Raw genomic sequence first — 18,913 nt, 5'->3', positions numbered from 1 at the left:
CATGCGACTTCTCAAACTCGTCCCCGAGAATACCAACATCCGCTTCCTGCGGTGGCGCGTGCCGTTCTACGCGATCAGTATCGTGCTGATCTGCGCAAGCTGGGCGCTGATTCTCACCAAGGGCTTCAACTATGGTGTCGACTTCGCCGGTGGTCAGGAAATCCAGGCCACCTTCGTCGGCGAGGCGCAGGCTCCCACGGCGCAGCTGCGCGAGCAGCTCGACAAGCTGGGCTTCACCGATCCGGTGATCCAGGGCTACGGTGCCGACAATCAGGTCTCGATCCGCGTGCGCCTGCCCGCCAGTGCCGAGGGCAATCCCGGTGCTGCCGACGCCATCGCCAAGCGCATCACCGACACCATCCGTCAGGAGCACCCGCAAGTGCGCATCGACGGCGTTTCGGCGGTGTCGGGCAAGGTATCGGGCGAATTCCGCACTATGGCGATCTACTCGCTGCTGGCGGCGATGCTCGCGATCTCGATCTACATCTGGGTCCGTTTCGAGTGGCAGTTCGGCGTGGGCGCGCTCTTCGCGCTGTTCCACGACGTGTCGCTGACGCTGGGCATGTTCTCGCTGTTCGGGATGCAGTTCGACCTGCAGATCGTCGCGGCGATCCTGGCCATCGTCGGTTACTCGCTGAACGATACCATCGTCGTCTACGACCGTATCCGCGAAGATCTGAAGAAGTATCGCCGCATGCCGCTGCCCGAGCTGCTGGACATGTCGGTGAACGAGACGCTCGCGCGCACGGTGATGACCTCCGCCACGCTGCTGGTCGCGCTGATCCCGTTGCTGTTCTTCGGCCCGGAAAGCCTGTTCGGCCTTACCGCCGCGATCGTGCTGGGCATCTTCGTGGGTACGTACAGCTCGATCTACATGGCCGCGCCGATCCTGATCTGGCTGGGTGTGCGTTCGGACAGCTTCGTGAAGACCGAAAGCGAGATGGATCGTCAGGAGCGTCTTGCGCGTGAGCGTAGCGCCAAGCCGTAAGGGCTGACGCTCGAAGGGACAGAAAAAGGGCCGCTCCGGATAACCGGGGCGGCCTTTTTCGTGGTGCGGTTTGCCGCCCCATGCACCCGCCCGCTCAGGCTGAGTGGAAGTGGTGGTGGAATGACGGGGGCGGAAAGGCGCCATCCTCCCCGAGCGTCATCCCAGCGCAGGCTGGGATCGTTGTGCAATGGGCGCGACATCGAGAGCGATCCCAGCCTGCGCTGGGATGACGGTTGGAAGAGTGGAGACGGCTAGGCGATCGCCACCGCCTCCACATCAGGCCCCACTGCTGCCGCGCCGCCGATAAATCGGCCTTCGGCGACATCGTGCCAGAAGTGCACGATATTATCGGCGTTGGTGCCCCAACTGAAGCGCGTCGCGTTCTCGGCGACGTCGGCCTGTGTGGGGGGATCGGCGAGAATGTCGGCGACGGCACCGGCAATCGCCTCGCTGGTGCGCGCGACAAGGCGCCCGGCGCTCTTGTCCTTCACCACCTCGCGCGCGCCGCCGACATCGGGGATGACGATGGGGGTGCCGCAGGCAAGGCCCTCGATCCAAGCATTGGCAAGGCCCTCGCTGGCGGACGGCAGCACCAGCGCATCGGCGGCGCACAGGACATGCGGCAGATCGTCGTGGTTGACGATGCCGAGGAAATGCACGCGGTCCTCGACGCCCAGCTTTCCGGCGAAGGCGCGCAGGCGAGCCTCGTCCTCGCCCGCGCCTGCGAGCGCAAGGCGCGCTTCGGGCAGGCGGGTGAGTGCTTCGATCACCAGCGCCTGCCCCTTGCGGGGGATCAGCGCGCCCGGCGTCACCAGCAGCGGTCCCTGTGACCAGATGCCGAGGTGCGGCATGGCCGAAACCAGCGCGCGGGCGGCGCCGCGCTCGATCGGGCGAAAGCGCTCGCGGTCAAGGCCGGTGTAGTGGATGCCGATCCGGGCCTCGGGCATGCCCAGCGCGATCATGTCCTCGCGCAGCGCGGCGCTGACCGCCAGCATTCCGGCGGCCTGATTCGCCGCTTCGCGCATCTGCCTGAGCGCGGCGGGGCGCTGGCCCCAGTAGTGGATGTCCGCCCCGCGCGACTTGATCGTCAGCGGTACGCCAAGCTCGCGCGCGACCACGGCGGCGGCAGGCCCGTCGGGGAAGAAGAACTGCGCGTCGACCAGATCGAACGGACGCTCGGCATGGAGAGCGCGGGCGAGCGGCAGGACGGAGCGGGCGATGCGGCCCGGATTACTGTCTCCGCCCACCTTGGGTATCACCGTGAACTGGGGGTAGTGGACCATGAGACCCGCCGCATCGCTGGTTTCGGGAATGTCCTTCAGCCGCACGTAGGGCTCCTGCCGGGACAGCGGCCAGGGCGGTATGCCGATCGGGCTCACCATCGTCAGTTCGACATCGCCGCGCGCCACGACCGCGCGCATCTGGTTGCCCACGAAGATGCCGAAGCTGGGGCGAACCGGGTTGGGGAACAGGGTGGCGATGGAAAGGACACGCATGGCCAGTTCAATACCCCGAAAGCGTCAAAGTTTCCTGACCAGCATCTCGGCGACGGCAATCCATGTCGGGCCGGTCAAGGTGGTCGGCACGGCGCTGCGACCGAGCGGAAGCAGGCCGATGCCGTTTTCATCGCGCGCGAAGAGGCGACCATAGGCGAACCGTTCGCCGGGCAGGGGCACCAGCACCTCGCGGCCGAGCGGCGCCATGTCCGGCGACAGGCGCCGCAGCCAGATCTGATCGCCGGGGCGATGATCGTCGAGCGGTTCGGTGACGGTGACGACCAGCCACTCGGCATCGGCGACAAGCGTGCCAGGCAGTATCGCCTCGCGCGGCGCGGCCAGCGCCTGTGCGCCGCGTGCGGTCAGGTCGGCGACAATGCGCGGTGTGGAGGCCGCGCTCTCGCTGGCGAGCAGCATCTCCGGCTCCACGTCCAGCGCCGCGGCGATGCGGTTCATCCAGTCGAGCGAGAGATTGCGCATCCCCGTCTCCAGCCGCCCGATGGTCTGCGCCGTGGTGGGCGGCGAGCAGGCCGCAGCCACCTCGGCAAGGGTGAGGCTCTTGAGCTGACGGATATCGCGGATACGGTTCTTCATGATACGCGTGATTAACCTATTCGGATAATGCAGGCCAGCGATTACGGCCGGGGCCGGTGAAAATATCGTAACGGAAATGGTGCTTTAACGCGCGCGTGGCATAGTGTTCAAAGACAACAAGGGGAAACTCATGGGTGATGAGAGAGCCGTGCTGGCAAGTGCCCGCGCGCAGATGATGTATGATGCCAACAGAAAGTCGCCGGGGGTGGCGTATTTGCTGTGCATCTTCTTCGGTGGTTTCGGGGCGCACCGGTTCTATCTGGGCTCGAAGCTTGGCGGCGGTTTGCAGCTGGGATTGTGGCTGCTGGGCTGGGTCACGCTGTTCATTGCGTGGATTCCGTTGGGAATCTGGATCATCATCGACCTGTTTCTCATTCCCGGCATCGCGCGGGAAAAGAACATGGCCCTGGCCGATCACTTCGCGTTCGATTGACCGGGCAACTGACCAGTAACGGAGGGGCTGAGCGTCTTGCTCAGCCCTCCACCTGCTCCGCCAATTCCAGCCAGCGCTCTTCGGCGGCGTCCTTGTCGGCGCGGGCCTTGGCAATGGTGTCGGACAGGCTGGCGAATTTCTTCGGGTCGCGGGTGTAGAGCGCCGGATCGGACATCGCCTCCTCGTCACGGGCGATGGCGGCTTCCAGTTCCTCGATGCGCTTGGGAAGCAGATCGTAGTCGCGCTGGTCCTTGTAGGAGAGCTTGGCCTTCTTGGGCGGCATCGGCGGGGGAGGGGCGGCGCCTTCCGCCTTGGCCTTCTTCGCCGCGCCCGAGGTCCGCTCGCGCCGCTTGGCCTCCCAGTCGGCATAGCCGCCGACGATCATGTCGACATAGCCCGAGCCGTCCAGCCCCAGCGTGATGTTCACCGTGCGGTCGAGGAAGTCGCGGTCATGGCTGACGATCAGCACGGTGCCGTCGTAGTCCGCGATCACTTCCTGAAGCAAGTCGAGCGTTTCGAGATCGAGATCGTTGGTCGGCTCGTCGAGCACCAGGAGGTTCGAGGTCTGCGCGAATTCGCGGGCGAACAGCAGGCGCGAGCGCTCGCCGCCCGACAGTGTGCCGACCTTGGCCTCGACCAGCGAGGGTTCGAACAGGAAGTCCTTGAGGTAGCCGTGGATGTGCTTGCGCACGCCGCGCACGTCGATCCAGTCGCTGCCCTCGGCCACCACTTCGCGCACGGTCTTTTCAGGCGCCATGCGGCTGCGCTGCTGGTCGATCACCGTGGCATCGAGCGAGTTCGCGAGCGTGATGGTGCCCGAATCGGGTTCCAGTTCGCCCATGAACAGCTTGAGCAGCGTCGACTTGCCCGATCCGTTCGCGCCGACGATGCCGATGCGGTCGCCACGCTGGATGCGGATCGAGAAGTCCTTGATGACAGTGCGCTGGGTGTCTCCGGCCCCGAAGGCCTTCGTCACCTTCTCGGCGACGATCACCGACTTGGTCTTCGAATCGTCGGCCACCACCGCCAGCTTGGCGGCGCCCTGCGGCCCGACCATCGCGGCGCGCTGCGCGCGCATTTCCCACAGCTTGGCAAGGCGGCCCTGGTTGCGCTTGCGCCGCGCGGTGACGCCGCGTTCCAGCCAGTGCGCCTCGATCTTGAGCTTGGCGTCGAGCTTCTGCGCCGCGCGCGCTTCCTCGGCGTAGACTTCCTCTTCCCACGCCTCGTAGCCGCCGAAGCCGATGTCCTTGCGGCGCAGCGCGCCGCGGTCGAGCCACAGCGTCGCATTGGTCAGGCGGGTGAGGAAGGTACGGTCGTGGCTGATGACGACGCAGGCGCCGTTGTAGCGCTGGAGCCAGCTTTCCAGCCAGTCGATCGCGGCCAGATCGAGGTGGTTGGTCGGCTCGTCGAGCAACAGCAGGTCAGGCTCTGAGGCCAGCGCGCGGCACAGCGCGGCGCGGCGGCGCTCACCGCCCGAGGCGCTCTTGGCCTCGCGCGAAAGGTCGATGCCGAGCTGGTCGGCGATGGCCTCCACCTCGTGCCGGGGCGGCGGATTGTCGCCGTGGATCGCAAAATCGAGCAGCGTGTCGTAGCCGGTGAAGAACGGGTCCTGCTCCAGCGTGACGACGCGGATGCCGGGCTGCACCGAGCGCGTGCCCTTGTCGCCTTCGACCGTACCGGCGATCAGTTTTAGCAGGGTGGACTTGCCGGCGCCGTTGCGCCCGATCAGTGCCAGCCGGTCACGCGGGCCGATATTGATGTCGAGGCCCTGAAAGAGCCAGCCATTGCCCTGGACGAGGCCGAGGTTTTCCCAGCTGAGGATCGGTGCTTGTGCCATGGAGCGCGCCTTACAGGCGAGGGGGTATCACTGGCAAGCGGGGAGCGGATGGCGGGGAGCGGGCGGGAGAACGGGCACGCTGCCCCCGTTGTCGCCATAAGATTTCCGACACGATCACCCGTTTATCCCGCGCGACGATATTCAGCACTTGTTCAATGGTTGGGACTTAGGCACGGACACCATGATGACACCGCGTTCCGGCCTTCTTCTCGCGCTCAGCAGCGTAGCGAGCGTTTCAGCGCTGATGCTTGTCCCGGTCGTTTCGGCGCATGCCGACGATCCGGGGCGGGGCGATCAGGGCGAAGTGCGCAAGGAACGGCGCGCGGGCAACGTGCGCTCGCTGCGCGAGATCGAGCGCGAAATTCTGCCGCGCATGGCGGGCATGCAGTATCTTGGCCCTGAATACGATCCGGCGGCCATGGCCTATCGCCTGAAGTTCATCCGCAACGGGCGCGTGTCTTTCGTCGATGTCGATGCCCGCACCGGCCGGATCATCGGCCAGAGCCGCTGACGCCCCGCAAAGTATTTTCCACCTTAGCGGTATTTTCCACCTTGTCTGAACAGCCGCGCAGCCATTGTGCGGTTCGGGCGTTCAGCTTGACGCAACACGTCAAGGCGCCCATTTCCAGCTTATCCAACAGGGAGACGGCAATTGCGCATCCTGATCGTCGAGGATGAACCCACACTCGGCAACCAGCTCAAGACCACGCTTGAACAGAACGGCTATGCCGTCGATCTGTCGGTGGACGGTGAGGACGGCCATTTTCTCGGCTCGACCGAAGACTACGATGCGGTGATCCTCGATCTCGGCCTGCCCGAGATCGACGGCCTGACCGTGCTGGGCATGTGGCGCCGTGAAGGCCGCACCTTCCCGGTGCTGGTGCTGACCGCGCGCGACAGCTGGTCGGACAAGGTGGCCGGGCTCGATGCAGGGGCTGACGATTATCTGGCAAAGCCCTTCCAGACCGAGGAACTGATCGCTCGCCTGCGTGCGCTGATCCGCCGTGCTTCGGGCAATACCTCCAGCGAACTGATCGCCGGGCCGGTGCGCCTCGATACCCGTTCGGGCCGCGTGACGCTGTCGGGCGAGCCGGTGAAGCTGACCGCGCAGGAATACAAGCTGCTGTCCTACCTCATGCACCACAAGGGCAAGGTGGTGAGCCGCACCGAACTGATCGAGCATATCTACGATCAGGATTTCGACCGCGATTCGAACACCATCGAGGTTTTCGTCACCCGCATCCGCAAGAAACTGGGCGCGGACGTCATCACCACCATCCGTGGTCTCGGCTACAGCCTCGACGATCCGGAGGCGCCGCGCGGCTGATCGCGTGACTGCGAGACGCCGGGTAGACCGCAATGCGCAAGGGCGACGCCCAGGAACCTGACGGCACGGGCCGGACTGCGGCGGTGAAAACCGCACGCACCGGCTCGCTTGCCCGGCGCATGATGCTGATCGCGGCGGGGTGGATCTCGATCCTGCTGCTGCTGGGCGGTGTCGCGCTCAACCATACGCTGACCGGGCTGCTGACGCGCAATTTCGACGATCAGCTGGGCTACATGCTCACCGGCATGATCGGTTCGGCGGAAATCGGCCCCGATGGCGAGGTGTTCTTCATCCGTCCGCTGGTCGATCAGCGTTTCCTCGAACCCAACAGCGGCCTCTACTGGCAGGTGCGCGCGGCGGGGCATGAGGACGTTCCCTCGCGTTCGCTGTGGGATCGCAGTCTCGACGTTCCGGCGGGAGACTACGACACGCAGTTGCACACCTACAATTCCAAGCAGTTTCCCGGCGAGCCGCTGCGGGTGATGGAGCGCGCGGTCGTGCTGCCCGGCAGCGATGCCAAGTGGATGTTCACGGTCGCGGCCAGCCGCACCGAACTCGATGCGCAGATCAAGCCGGTCCGCGCGATCCTGATCTATTCCTTCGTCGCGCTGGGCGTCGGCCTGCTGCTGATGGCGGGCATGCAGACGTGGTACGGTCTGTTCCCGCTACGTCATGTCCGTCGCGCGATTCAGGCGATGCGCACCACCGGTTCGGCCCGCCTCGACGCGCCGCTTCCCAAGGAGGTCGAGCCGCTGGTGCACGAACTCAACATGCTGATGGCGCATACCGACCGGCAGGCTGAGGAAGCGCGCACGCATGCGGGCAATCTGGCCCACGCGCTCAAGACGCCGCTGACGGTGCTCAACAACGCCGCCAGTGCGCAGGCGCCCGATCTGGCGGAAACGGTGCTGCGCGAAGGTGCGGCGATGCGGCGGCATGTCGATCACCATCTGGCGCGCGCCCGTGCGGTCGGTCGCCGCGCGGCAGGGCTTTCGCGCACACCGGTATGGTCCAGCGTGGAGGCGGTCTTGCGCGCGGTCGAGCGTCTCTATGAAGAGACGCGATTCGATCTCGACGGCAATCACGACGTTTCGGTTGCGCTGGAAAAGCAGGACCTTGAGGAAATTCTCGGCAACCTGATCGAGAATGCCGCGAAGTACGGCGGCGGCAGCGTGTTCGTGACGGTCGATGCTGTGCCCGGCTCGTCCTTGTGCGAGATCTGGATCGAGGATGACGGCATGGGCATTCCCGAGGCCGAGCGGCATCGCATCTTCGATCGCGGCGCGCGGCTCGACACCGGCAAGCCCGGCACGGGGCTGGGGCTTGCCATCGTGCGCGATGTGGTGCGGATCTATGACGGCGATGCCGAACTCGACGAAAGCGAGGATCTGGGCGGTCTGCTGGTCAAGCTCAAGCTGCCGCGCGCGGCGCAGTAGCCGATCGTAGTTCGAGGCCGTATTTCGAGCCCGTATTTCAAGACTGCCCTTCGAGGCATCGGGGGATTATGATCGCATCGCCCATTGCACGACCGCGCCGGTCTTGGCAGGCGGCCCCTCTGACGGGGTCTCTTCTGACAGGGACCGGCCCCACAACGAGCAGAAGGAATTTTGGAACATGAGCGAGCAGATCAAGCTGTCGCTGACCGCCGACGAGATCGAGATGCTGGTCGATGCGCTGGAAGTCGATCTGGAAGGTTATGCCGAAGCGGCAGACGAAGCACGCGGCAGCGGCAGCCGGGATGACGTGGCCACGTTCAACGAGGCTGCGGTGCGCATTCAGGCGCTCAAGACGCGGCTCGAAGCGCTGATCGAACAGTGATCGGTCACTGAATTTGCCGGGAAGGGCGGCAGCGTCGCACTATGCGATGGCTGGCCGCCCCTCGGTACACCCTAGATACGTCTTAGGTACGGCTTAGGGTGCTTTTACCCCGTCTTGGCCCGTTTCAGTGCTCTGCGGGGATTTTTCGATATAATTGCCTGAATTATCAGGCGTTCTTGGCGCGTTCGTGGTGGCGGATCACTTCGTCGATGATGAAGCGCAGGAACTTCTCACCGAAGTCCGGGTCAAGATGGGCGTCCTCGGCAAGGGCGCGAAGCCGCTCGATCTGGCGCTCCTCGCGGCCCGGATCGGAGGCGGGCAGGTCGTGCTCGGCCTTGTAGGCGCCGACCGCCTGGGTGATCCTAAACCGTTCTGCCAGCATGTGAATCAGGGCCGCATCGATGTTGTCGATGCTGGCGCGATAGCCGGCGAGAACCGGGTCCGGAGCGGTGGTCTGGGCTTCCTGTGTCATCGCGCCGAGCGCTAGCACGGCTTTGTCCCCCGTTCCAGACGCTCCAAACCCACATTCGGCAGCATTCGCTCTTGCGTTGTCGCGCTGCAACGCGCAATGCGCGGGACGATGAGTGCAGATGTCGTCCCCTGCAGACGCGCAGGCAGCAGCCCTCCCTCGCTCCCATGCTGGCGCTGACCGCGCCGGGCATGAACAGCGTCAACGCCGTGATTCTCGATCGCATGCAGAGCGAGATTCCGCTGATTCCGGCGCTTGCCGGGCATCTGATCTCGGGCGGAGGCAAGCGCATGCGCCCGATGCTGATGGTCGCAGCGGCGGAACTTTGCGGCTATCAGGGGACACGCCATCACAAGCTGGCAGCAGCGGTGGAGTTCCTCCATACCGCAACGCTGCTGCACGATGACGTCGTGGACGGCTCGGATATGCGCCGCGGCAAGGCGGCTGCCAACATCGTCTTCGGCAACCCGGCCACGGTGCTGGTGGGCGACTTCCTGTTTACCCGCGCTTTCGAGCTGATGGTCGAGGACGGCAGCCTAAAGGTCCTCAAGGTCTTTTCCAAGGCCAGCTCGATCATCGCCGAGGGCGAGGTCGATCAGCTGACCGCGCAGCGCCGGATCGACACCAGCGAAGAGCATTATCTCGGCATCATCGGTTCCAAGACGGCAGCGCTGTTCGCCGCCGCTACGCGGATTTCCGCCATCGTCGCGGAAAAGAGCGAGGCCGAGGAAATGGCGCTCGATGCCTATGGTCGCAATCTCGGCATCGCCTTCCAGCTTGTCGACGATGCCATCGATTACGATTCGGATGTCACCGAATCGGGCAAGGATAAGGGTGACGATTTCCGCGAGGGCAAGATGACGCTCCCGGTCATTCTCGCCTATGCGCGCGGCAATGCCGAGGAACGCAAGTTCTGGGAGGAAGCCATCGCCGGTTTCCGCACCGAGGACAGCGATCTGGCCCATGCTGTAGAGCTGATCAACCGGCACGGCTGCGTCGAGGAAACGCGTGAACGCGCTCGCCTTTATGCCCGGCGCGCGGTCGATGCCATCGCCGGTTTTCCGGCAGGCGAAGCCCGTTCGGCGATGGTCGAAGCCGTCGAATTCGCGGTAGCTCGCCGCTACTGACGGGTCGATGGTCGCAAGGGGGCTGGCGGGCCGATCTGCGACCATTTGCAAAAGTGTAACGGTGGTGACGAAATCGTCCGGGCCGGATTGTTCGGTCCGGTGCGTGAGGATAATCAGGCCCGCAATGTTTCTCGAATCCGAACCGGGCGCACGTGGCTATCAGCCCGGCTCACCGCGACAGCGCGCTATTTCCATGGCCCTTTCGCTGGCCATCATCCTGCTCGTCCTGCTGGCGGCGATCCTGGGAGGCACGGTCGTGCCCAACCTGATCCACCAGTCCAATCCGACGACGTTCGATATTGCTCCAGGCAAGACGAACAAGTCGAAGAGCAAGGAAAAGGCCTCCAACGCCAAGCAGACCAAGCCGGAGGTCAAGAAGCACGAGAACACGCACGAGAAGACGCCTTCGCAGGCGCCGGTGCCGACGCCGGATGTGAAGGCGGACAAGCCGCCGCCGCTCAGCTTCATCAAGATGTCGAGCCAGGACTTCGCGTCGGCCGATATTGCGGGCCTTCCCAAGGCAGGAGGCTCGTCCTCTGCCAGCAAGAGTAGCGGTGGCGGCGCGAGCTATGGTCCGGGCGAGGGCCTGGCGGCGAAATTCTCTATAATGCGGAATGGTATCGCGAGCCAACCAATGCCGAACTGGCAACGTATGTTCCGGCCAAGGCGCCGGGTACGGGCTGGGGCATGATCGCGTGCCAGACCGTTGAGCACTTTCATGTCGAGAATTGCCAGATCATCGGGCAGGGGCCGCAAGGTTCGGGCTATGGTCGCGCCGTTCTGGACGCCTCGTGGCAGTTCCTGGTGAGGCCGCCGCGCGTCAACGGCAAGGAACAGGTCGGTGCCTGGGTCCGGATTCGCATCGACTATTCGTCCAGCGGAACGCGGCTTCATTAAGTTTCGGCTATGACGTCGGAGGTCTAGCCGAACCGGTTGCGGGGATGCGGTGAGGCTGTGGGCGCAGGGGCGAGCAGCCTCAGAATGTCGGCCATTTCCAGTGGCCGGTGCATGTAGTAGCCTTGGGCGAGGGTGAAGCCGCCAAGGCGTGCGCCGATGAGTTGGCTTTCTGTCTCGATCCCCTCGATCACACAATCGAGGGACAGCGCCCGTGCAAGATTGCGGATGGCTGCGATCAACCGGCGTCCTGATGGTTCGTCCAGGCGGGTGGCGAAGCTGCGGTCGATCTTGACAATATCCAGCGGCAGCATGTGTAGCGATGACAGGCTCGAATAGCCTGTTCCAAAATCATCCAGCGCAATCTGTGCGCCTACTGCGCGCAGGCGACGCAAGGCGACCTCTGCGGCTTCGATCTCGGCGATGAGCGAACTTTCCGTGATCTCGAACACCAGTCGATGCGCGAGGTGATGCTCCTGCCCGATGCGCGAGAGCAGCGCCTCGATCGTTCCCGGATCGCCAAGATCGATGCCGGAAAGGTTGAACGACAGGCGAACGTTCGCCGGTAGTCTGGCCAGCGAGACCAGCGCCTTGTCAAACAGCGTCAACGTCACTTCGCGGGCGCGGCCAACACGCTCTGCGGTCTGGATAAGCTGTTCCGGTGAAACCACGCCAAGGCGAGGGGATGTCCACCGGGCCAATCCCTCCACGCTCACCACCTCGAGAGTGTCGGTATAGACGATCGGCTGAAATGCCAGCCGAAGTTCCGTTTGCAGATCGGCGCCTTGCAGTGCAGCCTCCAGCGCCTGTTCGGTGCGGATCAGGTTTTCCAGTTCGCCGGAGAAGCGGACACATTGGCCGCGCTTCTGGTTCTTGGCGTGATAGAGGGCAAAGTCGGCACGATCATAAAGCGCGTGGGCTGTCGTTCCAGCTTGGGGAAACACGACCAATCCGGCAGAGCATCCTACCGAGACTCCCAGATCGCCCAAGCGGACCGGGGCACGGACCGCAGTGCACAGCGAATTTGCGATGGCTTCCGCTTTATCCGCGCCGCCGTTGATGATCAGTCCGAACTCGTCGCCGCCGAGTCGGGCGACGATCACGTCGTCGGGACGCGAAGACTGCAGTCGTTCGCCGATGATCTGCAGAAGCCTGTCACCCTGCGCATGGCCGTGCGTGTCGTTGATTGGCTTGAAGCGATCCAGATCAATCAACCCCACGCAGAAGCTGTGATCTGCGCTGGCCTGCTCGATCATCGAATCGAGCATGGCGAAAAAGAAACGGCGATTGGGAAGGCCTGTGAGAGCATCGGTCTCGGCAAGGCGGGCATTTTCCGTGCCGAGCGCCTGCGCCTGACGCCGCTTGCGGTGAAGGTCACGTTGCGCGAGTTCAAGATCGACGAAGCCGTGATAGCTATCGTTCAGCAATTTTAGGATCATGGCTGCAACAAGGCCGATGTTGATCGCGATGGCGATCAGGATTTCGGTCTGCTGGAGTAGCGCATAAACAAGAAACGTGCCGATTACCGTTACGCCGACCAAGGTCGCAGCCAGCGGTAGGTAATTAAGGCAAAAGATGCAACCAAGCACGGTAACGGCCACATAGATGGCGACATGACCGTGTTCCCAGGCGTTGCCATACTGGTCCAGTCCCAGTGCCCAGGTCACGAAGCCGATGGCCAGCGCCACGGCCACTGCCACGGCGCTGCGCAGTTTCGCTTCGACCTTTGCCACGGCCAGATCTTCGGCACGAATCGGTGTCAGCCACATGGCCATGCGGACCAGAGTGGCCAGAATGAGAACCGCCGGGACGGTGATTGTCAGGGTGGTGGGGGCAACTGCGCGGTGCGTATATGCCAGAATGACGGAATTGGTCGCCAGCAACCCGTAAAGCCAGGGAATTTGATCGCGCAGGCGCAGGAACTGGGCAACGGGCAGCGGGAGCTGGCCGGCGGGATGGATCACGTGCTCGCGCGGACGCATAAAGGTGAGAAGTCGAAAGAACACGATCATTGCGTTTATCGACCAAACATTGAAAAAAAGTGCACGCGGGTCTCTCGGAACGGGCGGGCATGGCCGCAGGTGACAATTTGTGAACTGCCCATCGAGAGGGTATGGGGCGCAAGCCATGAGCGCTGTTGATCAAACTCTTCCCGTTCACGCTGTGCTGCCGGCACTTCTTTCAGCTCTTCGCAGGCAGAATTCGGCAGTACTCATCGCACCTCCAGGGGCAGGCAAGACGACGACTGTCGGACCGGCTTTGCTGAGCGAATCCTGGTGCGAAGGAACGGTGATTTTGCTGTCTCCACGCAGAGTCGCTGCCCGTGCCGCTGCCGAGCGCATGGCCGAACTACTGGGAGAAAATGCGGGCGAGACGATCGGCTACGCGACTCGTCTCGATACCCGCCGCTCGGCGCGTACGCGGGTGATGGTGATGACGGAGGCGATTTTTGTCGCCACAATCCTTGCCGACCCGGAACTTGGCGGGATCAGCGCGGTACTGTTCGATGAAGCTCATGAACGGCATCTCGACAGCGATCTGGGACTGGCACTGGCCATCGAAACGCAAGCCGTACTGCGTGAGGATTTGCGGATTGTGGTGATGTCCGCGACCATCAATGGCGCCCGGTTTGCCGATCTTCTGGGGCCAGATACGCCGCTGATCGAAAGCGAGGGACGCGCCTGGCCATTGGAAGTCCGTTGGCTGGGAAGCGTTGCCGATGAGCGCGTGGAGGACGCGATGGCAAGGGCAGTGCTTGCCGCATGGCGGGAGCAGGACGGGGATATCCTTGCGTTTCTTCCGGGGGTTCGCGAAATCGACCGAACGAAGGAGCGTCTTGGCGAGCGACTGCCCTCGGCGGTAATCCTTCCGCTACATGGACAGTGCGATCCGGCAGCCCAGCGTCAGGCAATCCGCAGAGATCTGGAAGGTCGACGGCGAATCGTTCTGGCAACGGCGATTGCTGAAACGTCGCTGACTCTGGAGGGGGTTTCGGTCGTAGTCGACAGCGGTCTAAGTCGCCGGGCCGAGTTTGACCGCGCGGCAGGTGTGACCCGTCTTGTTACTCATCGATCGAGCCAGGCATCTGCCGGGCAGCGTGCAGGGCGTGCCGCCCGCCAGGGTGCGGGGACAGCCTATCGGTTATGGGCTGAAGCAGCTCATGCAGGTCGACCGGCCTTCGACCCGCCGGAGATCGTCACCAGCGACCTTGCGCCGCTTACGCTCTCTCTGGCTTCGTGGGGGACAGTGGATCCGCAGGCGATGGCTTGGCTGGATGTGCCGCCGTCGGTATCGCTCGATGTGGCACGGGAGCGCCTTCTCGCACTTGGAGCGCTGGATACGGAGGGACGGATCACGGCGTTCGGGCGCAAGGTCGCAACGCTGCCGATGGAGCCTTCGCAAGCGGCCATGATCCTTCGTGCGACAGAGCGAGGCGCTGGCCGTACGGCGGCGCGCCTGGCAATGCTCTTGCAGGAACGCGGACTTGGCGGGCGCAGCGAGGATCTGGCGCAGCGGTTGTCTCGCTGGAATTCCGATCGCTCGTCTCGTGCCGATGCTTCGCGCCAGCTCGCCGATGGATGGATGCGGCGTGCAGCGGGTCTTTCGCCCGCTGTTCCCGAAGTTCGGGATGATATCCCGTTGGGTATCCTTCTTGCTTTCGGGCGCCCCGATATGGTCGCGCGCCGTCGTGATGTGGCAGGCGAGCATTGGCTTTCCGCCGGCGGGCGTGGCTATGTCCTCGATCCGGCCTCGCCACTTGCCGCGCGTGAATGGCTTGTCATCGGCGATGCGCAAGGTCAGGCGAAGGGCGCGCGGATACTTGCCGGCGTTTCGCTCGACGATGGTGAGGCCGAGCAGTGGCTTGCGACTGACGTGCAGCGCCGTTCGGTGCTGCGCTGGAATGCGCAGGACGAGCGTGTCGAGGCGCGGCTTGAGCGGCGGCTTGGGGCCATCACGCTGGCAAGTGGTCCGGATCCTGCGCCGTCGCCGTCCGCCATCACTGCCTTTTTGCTGGAACGGATACGCATCGAGGGCCTGGGCCTGGTGCCTTTCGGAAAGTCCGCGCTGACACTTCTCAAGCGAGCGCGATATGCTGGCGTTGAGGCTCTGGGCGAAGCGGCGCTGCTGCAGGATCTGGAGGAGTGGCTTGGACCATTGCTGGGGCGGCGTCTCGATTCGCTCGATAACGGAGCTGTGTACGAGGCGCTGCGTAACCGGATGACATGGGACGAGCAGCAGGCGCTTGACCGTCTTGCGCCTGCCTCGTTCACCAGCCCCGCAGGTAGCACGCATGCGATTGATTACGAGGACGAGGGCGGACCCAGTATCGAAGTGCGCGCGCAGGCTCTGTTTGGTCTCGATCGCCATCCCGGATTTGGCCGTCCGGAACAGCCGTTGCTGCTAAAGCTGACCTCGCCTGCCGGTCGCCCTATTCAGTCGACGAAAGACCTGCCGGGATTCTGGCGGGGGTCGTGGCGCGATGTGCAGCGCGATATGAAGGGGCGCTATCCCCGGCATCGCTGGCCGGACGAGCCATGGACGGAAGACCCCAGCCTAAAGACGCGCAATGCGTTTGAGGCAACGCGCAAGCGGTGATTTGCGCCTTGATTTGAAGGCCGATTCGGAGGCAAGGAAGCAGTCATGAGTGCACGCATCTTTCAGCGCCCCAAGAACGCCATGCAGTCTGGCAAAGCGCTTCTCGCCGAGTGGATCCTCGAATTCGCGCCGGCAGACGCGCAGAAGCCCGATCCTTTGACGGGATGGGCTGGCTCGATGGACACGCAGCGTCAGGTCCAGCTCAAGTTCCCGGATGTGGAAGCGGCCAAGGCCTATGCCGACAAGTACGGTATCGAGGCTGAAGTGCATGCAACCCCGCCGCGCCGTCTGAAGATTCAGGCGTACGCGGACAACTTTCGCTAATGCTTGTTTCCAGTCCTTGCGACCATACTTGACCGTAAGTGAGTAGTGGGGCTGGACAAACCTTTCCGGCTCGCTCATAGGGCGCGCCGGGAGTCGGTCGGACGTTTGCGTTCGCCAATCTGGTCAGGTCCGGAAGGAAGCAGCCACAACGGATTGCGGCGGGTCGTCCGGCTCCTTCAAACGTTCACATTATGATGAGCACGCCAAAAGGCCGCGTCACGACGCGGCCTTTTGCTGTTTCGGGACAAGCGTTTCGGGCTGGCAAAGTGGAGATGTCTCAGGCGCCTGCCTTGGCGATGCCCGCGTCGAACACGTCCCAGATTCGCTGGGACGCTGCGAGCATGGCGGAAAACCCCTGTGAAACATGCGCTGTCGCCATGCAGGCGCCTGCACCCCGAGGGTCGGTCTTCAGCTTTTCGTACCAGGGCTGCGTCTCGTCCCACGCGTGCTGCCCCGCCGCAACGGCTTCTCGCACGGCTGCCGACCCACCGAGCTGGTGCATCAGCGCGCCTCTTTCATCGACACTCATCTTCGAGGCGTTGAACCGCGCGACGAGAGCTTCCTGACGGGCGACACCGTAGGAGCGAATGGCATTCTCGATCTCGCCCGAGGCGAAGTTCGCAGTGATGGCGTCGCGGGCGCGATCCGGATTCTGGCAGTCCGCCACGCTGAATTGCGGGATCGAGGGCGGTGTCGGGATGGTCGCCGTGGCGGCTGCTGGCGTCAGCGTCGTCATGAGGAGAGCAAGGATCATCGAGAGCTGTTTCCTGAATATGTTCGGCCAGATCGGGGCGTCTTCCCGTCTGACTGCTGCGGCGCAATGTTCGCCTTGGCAAGCCTGCCTCTAACAAACCCGGCATGAACGTCAGCCCAAGGCCTGACAATTGCCTCGCCAGCGCCTAGTCTGGCAGATGCAATGAGCGATTCACACGATACCGACGGCCAGACGCCGCCTTGGCACGACGATATGTTCGCGGCGCTGCCCGACTCGTCGTCGGCGAGCGACGAGGCCGAGGCTGCGCCCAGCAAGGCAGACCTCGAAGCGGCGGGGCAGTTCTCCATGTTTGGGGAGCCCGCACCGATGCCCGCCGAGGTGCCAGCATCTACCCCGAAAAAATCCCCCGAGCCTGTCGCTGAGGAGGCTACACCGGCCGAGGCACTGGAACCGCCGGTAGCAGTGCCTGCGCCGCAGGAGGCGCCGGTCGCTGTATCGGCGGAGAAAGTGGAGCCCAGCGTGCTTCCGGAAGCTGAACCCGATCTCGACGAAGCCGAAAATCTCCCTGCGCAGGCACCGGTTGTGAAGCGGCCTCCGCAAGAGGCTGCTACAAAGGCTCCGGAGGCTCTCCCGGACAAGGCCGCGCAGCCTTACCGTGTGCTGGCACGCAAGTACCGTCCGCAGACTTTCGCCGAACTGATCGGGCAGGAAGCGATGGTTCGCACGCTTGCCAATGCGATCAAGCGCGACCGACTGGCGCACGCCTTCCTGATGACCGGCGTGCGCGGGGTCGGCAAGACATCGACCGCGCGGCTCATCGCCAAGGCGCTGAACTGCATCGGCCCGGACGGGCAGGGTGGCCCGACGATCGATCCTTGCGGCGTCTGCGAGCCCTGTCGGGCGATCGCGGAAGGGCGCCATATCGATGTGATCGAGATGGACGCCGCGAGCCATACCGGCGTCGACGATGTGCGCGAGATCATCGAGGCGGTGCGCTATGCCGCCGTCTCGGCTCGCTACAAGATCTATATCATCGACGAAGTTCACATGCTTTCACGCAATGCTTTCAATGCCTTGCTCAAGACACTTGAGGAACCGCCTGCGCATGTGAAGTTCCTCTTTGCGACGACCGAGGTGGACAAGCTCCCGGTCACGGTGCTCTCGCGCTGCCAGCGTTTCGACCTGCGCCGGATTCCCAGTGCCATGCTGGCCGAGCACTTCGGGAAAATCTGCGAACTCGAAGGTGTCGAGGCCGAAGGCGAAGCGCTGGCGATGGTCGCTGCCGCTGCCGAGGGTTCGGTGCGCGATGGCCTCTCGATCCTCGATCAGGCGATTGCCCATGCCGACCTTGACGGCGAGGGGAAGGTGCAGGCGGTCCGCGTGCGTGACATGCTGGGGCTTTCGGACAAGAGCACTCAGCGCCGACTGGTCGGTGCGCTGCTTGATGGTGATGGTACTGGCGTGCTGGAGGTCGTGACGCACCAGTATTCGCTGGGTGTCGAGCCGGTTTCGATCCTGCGCGGGCTCATGGAGCTTACGCATCGCATCGCGGTGGCGCAGGTCAGCGGGAATGCCGCCGATGCGCCCTCCAACGAAGAGCGCGAGGCGATCGAGGGCTGGGCGAAAGCGCTCCGGGCCGGACAGGTCCATCGCCTGTGGCAATTGCTGATAAAAGGGCATGACGAGGTCAAGTCGGCGCCCGATCCGCTGGTCGCGGCGCAGATGGCGCTGCTGCGGATCATGCATGCAGCCGATATGCCCGATCCCGGTTCTCTGGTGCGCAAGCTGGAAGAGATCGCGTCCCGCGCCCCTGCGCCTGTAGCCGCGACGGCGAATGACGCGGCGCCGGGTGGGGCGGCCATGACGGCTCCGCAAGGTAAGGGGCAAAACCCGGGCGCGGTCGTGACGCAGTGGGAGGCGCTGGTCGATGATGTCGAGCATATCGGCGAGATGTCGACCGCGAACACCATGCGTATGCAGGTGAGGGTGGTGGAACTGGCGCCGGCCCTGCTGCGCTACGCGCAACCGCCCGGTTTCAATGAGGATATCGCCGCGCTCATGCGCAATGCGCTGGGCAAGGTCACGGGCGAGCGCTGGCAGGTCGAGCGCGTTACCGGAGAAGAGGGCGTTCCCACCCTTGTCGAGCAGGCCGAAGGTCGCAAGGCAGAGGCGGGCGCGGCACTTGTCGCGCATCCGCTGGTGCAGGCGACTCTGGCGGCCTTCCCCGAAGCCGAAATGATTGAAGACGAGCGTCCCGCTGCCATCGGCGGCGGACGACGCCAATGGAGACGATGA

At 64.0% G+C, this 18,913-nt stretch carries 18 protein-coding genes and 1 other RNA gene; 13 read left to right on the top strand and 6 right to left on the bottom strand.

All coding sequences use genetic code 11. The features are described 5' to 3' along the window. Position 1 precedes the first annotated feature (1 nt). Positions 2–988: a protein translocase subunit SecF gene (secF, locus tag CI805_RS10745; protein WP_260923159.1), complete on the top strand. Its 987-nt coding sequence runs from the start codon at positions 2–4 to the stop codon at positions 986–988. A 251-nt stretch (positions 989–1,239) separates the two neighbouring features. Here secF and CI805_RS10740 read toward each other — a convergent pair whose 3' ends face one another. Both CI805_RS10740 and CI805_RS10735 read right to left on the bottom strand, forming a co-directional pair. Next, on the bottom strand, positions 1,240–2,484 hold the full coding sequence (locus tag CI805_RS10740; protein ID WP_260923158.1) for a glycosyltransferase: 1,245 nt from the start codon (positions 2,482–2,484) through the stop codon (positions 1,240–1,242). A gap of 24 nt (positions 2,485–2,508) precedes the next feature. Then, positions 2,509–3,078 carry a helix-turn-helix domain-containing protein gene (locus CI805_RS10735; RefSeq protein WP_260923157.1) on the bottom strand — a complete coding sequence of 190 codons (570 nt, stop codon included), beginning with the start codon at positions 3,076–3,078 and terminating at the stop codon, positions 2,509–2,511. A gap of 103 nt (positions 3,079–3,181) precedes the next feature. Between CI805_RS10735 and CI805_RS10730 the strand changes: the two genes are divergently transcribed. Continuing rightward, positions 3,182–3,511, top strand: coding sequence for a TM2 domain-containing protein (locus CI805_RS10730; protein ID WP_260923155.1), 330 nt, complete (start codon positions 3,182–3,184; stop codon positions 3,509–3,511). 40 nt (positions 3,512–3,551) lie between these two features. On the opposite strand, the gene CI805_RS10725 is transcribed toward CI805_RS10730, so the two are convergent. Further along, positions 3,552–5,348, bottom strand: a complete 1,797-nt coding sequence (locus CI805_RS10725) for an ABC-F family ATP-binding cassette domain-containing protein (protein WP_260923154.1) — start codon at positions 5,346–5,348, stop codon at positions 3,552–3,554. 184 nt (positions 5,349–5,532) lie between these two features. Here CI805_RS10725 and CI805_RS10720 point away from each other — a divergent pair, with 184 nt between their 5' ends. The 4 genes from CI805_RS10720 (at position 5,533) to CI805_RS10705 (ending at position 8,493) form a co-directional block, all read left to right on the top strand. Continuing rightward, positions 5,533–5,859 (top strand): PepSY domain-containing protein, encoded by a 327-nt coding sequence (locus CI805_RS10720; protein WP_409934954.1) that lies wholly within the window; start codon positions 5,533–5,535, stop codon positions 5,857–5,859. A gap of 141 nt (positions 5,860–6,000) precedes the next feature. After that, the gene (locus CI805_RS10715) at positions 6,001–6,675 is read left to right on the top strand and encodes a response regulator transcription factor (protein ID WP_260923153.1); all 675 of its coding nucleotides are present in this window, start codon (positions 6,001–6,003) and stop codon (positions 6,673–6,675) included. A gap of 119 nt (positions 6,676–6,794) precedes the next feature. Next, positions 6,795–8,111, top strand: coding sequence for a sensor histidine kinase (locus tag CI805_RS10710; protein ID WP_260927944.1), 1,317 nt, complete (start codon positions 6,795–6,797; stop codon positions 8,109–8,111). 178 nt (positions 8,112–8,289) lie between these two features. Further along, on the top strand, positions 8,290–8,493 hold the full coding sequence (locus CI805_RS10705; protein ID WP_260923151.1) for a hypothetical protein: 204 nt from the start codon (positions 8,290–8,292) through the stop codon (positions 8,491–8,493). A 166-nt stretch (positions 8,494–8,659) separates the two neighbouring features. Here CI805_RS10705 and CI805_RS10700 read toward each other — a convergent pair whose 3' ends face one another. Next, positions 8,660–8,965: a chorismate mutase gene (locus CI805_RS10700; protein WP_260923149.1), complete on the bottom strand. Its 306-nt coding sequence runs from the start codon at positions 8,963–8,965 to the stop codon at positions 8,660–8,662. A 164-nt stretch (positions 8,966–9,129) separates the two neighbouring features. Here CI805_RS10700 and CI805_RS10695 point away from each other — a divergent pair, with 164 nt between their 5' ends. The 3 genes from CI805_RS10695 (at position 9,130) to CI805_RS10685 (ending at position 10,986) form a co-directional block, all read left to right on the top strand. After that, positions 9,130–10,089 (top strand): polyprenyl synthetase family protein, encoded by a 960-nt coding sequence (locus CI805_RS10695; protein ID WP_260923147.1) that lies wholly within the window; start codon positions 9,130–9,132, stop codon positions 10,087–10,089. Between the two features lie 124 nt (positions 10,090–10,213). Then, on the top strand, positions 10,214–10,780 hold the full coding sequence (locus tag CI805_RS10690; RefSeq protein ID WP_260923145.1) for a hypothetical protein: 567 nt from the start codon (positions 10,214–10,216) through the stop codon (positions 10,778–10,780). Next, positions 10,777–10,986: a hypothetical protein gene (locus tag CI805_RS10685; RefSeq protein WP_260923143.1), complete on the top strand. Its 210-nt coding sequence runs from the start codon at positions 10,777–10,779 to the stop codon at positions 10,984–10,986. The genes CI805_RS10690 and CI805_RS10685 overlap by 4 nt, the downstream gene beginning before the upstream one ends. Before the next feature lie 23 nt (positions 10,987–11,009). On the opposite strand, the gene CI805_RS10680 is transcribed toward CI805_RS10685, so the two are convergent. Further along, on the bottom strand, positions 11,010–12,995 hold the full coding sequence (locus CI805_RS10680) for a putative bifunctional diguanylate cyclase/phosphodiesterase (RefSeq protein ID WP_260923141.1): 1,986 nt from the start codon (positions 12,993–12,995) through the stop codon (positions 11,010–11,012). A 115-nt stretch (positions 12,996–13,110) separates the two neighbouring features. Between CI805_RS10680 and hrpB the strand changes: the two genes are divergently transcribed. The 3 genes from hrpB (at position 13,111) to ffs (ending at position 16,084) form a co-directional block, all read left to right on the top strand. Next, positions 13,111–15,579, top strand: coding sequence for an ATP-dependent helicase HrpB (hrpB, locus tag CI805_RS10675; RefSeq protein WP_260923139.1), 2,469 nt, complete (start codon positions 13,111–13,113; stop codon positions 15,577–15,579). A gap of 45 nt (positions 15,580–15,624) precedes the next feature. Continuing rightward, entirely contained in the window at positions 15,625–15,903 is a 279-nt protein-coding gene (locus CI805_RS10670; RefSeq protein ID WP_260923136.1) for an ETC complex I subunit, read from the top strand. An 86-nt stretch (positions 15,904–15,989) separates the two neighbouring features. Next, positions 15,990–16,084, top strand: an RNA gene (ffs, locus tag CI805_RS10665) — signal recognition particle sRNA small type. 96 nt (positions 16,085–16,180) lie between these two features. On the opposite strand, the gene CI805_RS10660 is transcribed toward ffs, so the two are convergent. Further along, complete coding sequence (locus tag CI805_RS10660; RefSeq protein WP_260923135.1) at positions 16,181–16,657, bottom strand: hypothetical protein; 477 nt, start codon at positions 16,655–16,657, stop codon at positions 16,181–16,183. A 162-nt stretch (positions 16,658–16,819) separates the two neighbouring features. Between CI805_RS10660 and CI805_RS10655 the strand changes: the two genes are divergently transcribed. Then, a complete protein-coding gene (locus CI805_RS10655) occupies positions 16,820–18,913 on the top strand; it encodes a DNA polymerase III subunit gamma/tau (RefSeq protein ID WP_260923134.1) in 2,094 nt (697 codons plus the stop codon).

Source organism: Novosphingobium sp. 9, assembly GCF_025340265.1.
Lineage (GTDB): Bacteria > Pseudomonadota > Alphaproteobacteria > Sphingomonadales > Sphingomonadaceae > Novosphingobium.
The sequence above is the reverse complement of the archived record's forward strand: the minus strand, read 5'-3'. Positions and strand labels throughout refer to the sequence as shown.